Origin of the sequence: Tranquillimonas alkanivorans (assembly GCF_900115595.1) — a bacterium.
In the GTDB taxonomy this organism is placed as follows: Bacteria; Pseudomonadota; Alphaproteobacteria; order Rhodobacterales; family Rhodobacteraceae; genus Tranquillimonas; species Tranquillimonas alkanivorans.
Genome location: NZ_FOXA01000074.1, coordinates 1 through 1,690, shown reverse-complemented (window position 1 = coordinate 1,690; position 1,690 = coordinate 1). Strand labels below are relative to the sequence as shown.

At 65.2% G+C, this 1,690-nt stretch carries 3 protein-coding genes; 2 read left to right on the top strand and 1 reads right to left on the bottom strand.

The genetic code is table 11. The features are described 5' to 3' along the window. The first annotated feature begins 133 nt into the window (after positions 1-133). Positions 134-829, top strand: coding sequence for a Crp/Fnr family transcriptional regulator (locus BM162_RS22165; protein ID WP_093426025.1), 696 nt, complete (start codon positions 134-136; stop codon positions 827-829). Positions 830-962: 133 nt separating this feature from the next. Here the strand turns inward: BM162_RS22165 and BM162_RS22160 are convergent, their stop codons facing one another. Then, positions 963-1,184: a DUF1858 domain-containing protein gene (locus tag BM162_RS22160; RefSeq protein WP_093426023.1), complete on the bottom strand. Its 222-nt coding sequence runs from the start codon at positions 1,182-1,184 to the stop codon at positions 963-965. Between the two features lie 138 nt (positions 1,185-1,322). Here BM162_RS22160 and BM162_RS22155 point away from each other — a divergent pair. Further along, positions 1,323-1,690: c-type cytochrome (locus BM162_RS22155; RefSeq protein ID WP_093426022.1), on the top strand; the 368-nt coding region annotated here is incomplete at its 3' end.

Here is a 1,690-nt window from a genome sequence, read left to right as displayed (position 1 = left end):
GGCGGCGACGGCGGCGGTAAGGATGCTGCGCATGTCTGTTTCCTTTCTTGGTCTCTCATGCGTTCCGTATGGCGGTGTTTTGCTCTATCCCCGTCTCCCGAACGTTGCGCTCGATCAAACTCTGGACGGGAAAATGGGAAAGCTGGACGAAAGCCTTCTGAGAGAGGTTCCGCCCTTCCGGCGGCTGGACCGGCCGCAGGTCCGCGAGATCCTGGACCAGGCGACGCCGCGCCGCTTCGAGGAAGGCGCGCCCGTCTTCCGCGAAGGAGACCCGGCCGACCGCTTCTACCTTTTGCTTGACGGCTTCATCCGCGTGATGCGCACGACGCCGGGCGGCGAACAGGTGACCTCGCTCCACATCCCCTCAGGCCAGCTTTTCGGCATCGCCGCCGCGCTGGGGCGCGACACCTATCCCGCCACCGCGATGTGCGCGGGCGAATGCCTGACGCTGTCCTGGCCGATGCGCCTGTGGCACCCGTTCGTGGCGAAGTACGACGGCTTCGCCGAGGAAGGCTACAAGACGGTGGGCACGCGCGTGGCCGAGATGAACACGCGGATCATGGAACTGGCCACCCAGCACGTCGAGCAGCGCGTCGCCGGCGCGCTGCTGCGCCTGGTCAAGCAGACCGGCTGTAAGGTCGAGGGCGGCATCGAGATCGCCTTCCCGATCACGCGGCAGGACATCTCGGAGATGACGGGCACCACGCTGCACACCGTCAGCCGCCTTCTGTCGAAGTGGGAGAAGGACGGCATCGTCAGCGGGCGGCGCAAGCACATCACGATCCTCGACCCGCATCAGCTGATGGTTCGCCAGTCGGGCCACCACTGACCTCGGTTCCGGCAGAACGATACGCATTCGGCCGGGACGCATCACAGCCGGCGGCGACGTTCAACCGGTCATCCGCTTCGGGATGTCGCCGGACGACTCGCGCTCACCAAGACGGGTGTCCCGGGGCAGGCACTCACGACGCCGCGTCGGCTTTGCAGGCCGCCGCGAGCGCCGTGCGGAACTCCTCTTCATCCACCTCGTGCTCGAAGCACGCGTCGATCACGGTGTGGAACGGCGCGATGGGACATCCGACACACAGCATCCTGTAGTCCAGAAAGACCCGGATCGTCTCCGGCCACTCTCTCATCAGGTCTTCGAGCGGCAGATCGAGGTCATCCAATCTCGGTATGGGCATTTGTCGCTCCCGACAGGGGTGTGGGTCGAGCGACGATAGGCGCGGCCTCCCGCGATTTCTTTGCGCTTGCGCAACATTCGGCCCGGCCGCCGCTGCTACCCCTGCCCTCACCCCGAAACGAGGACAGGAAATCCGCAGATGTCAGAGATCCTAACGAAGTCGCGGGCCCGCAACGTGTTCTATGGAGGATCGCTGTTCTTCATCGCGATCTTCGTCGGGCTCACCGTCCATTCGCACCGCTACGTCGTGGACCAATCCACCGCCGGCATGGAGCTGTCCGAGCAGGTCGTGACCGGCAAGCACGTCTGGGAACGCCACTCGTGCATTAACTGCCACACGCTCCATGGCGAAGGCGCGTACTTCGCGCCCGAGCTCGGCAACGTGATGACCCGCTGGGGCGTTCGGGACGACCCCGAGATGGCGTGGCAGATGCTCGACGGCTGGATGAAGGCGCAACCCTCGCGGATCGAGGGCCGCCGGCAGATGCCGTTCTTCGAACTCACCGA

Bases quoted from the DNA above. Each gene is read 5' to 3' on its own strand.
- BM162_RS22165 (WP_093426025.1), top strand. From the start codon at position 134: ATGGGAAAGCTGGACGAAAGCCTTCTGAGAGAGGTTCCGCCCTTCCGG.
- BM162_RS22160 (WP_093426023.1), bottom strand. From the start codon at position 1,184: ATGCCCATACCGAGATTGGATGACCTCGATCTGCCGCTCGAAGACCTG.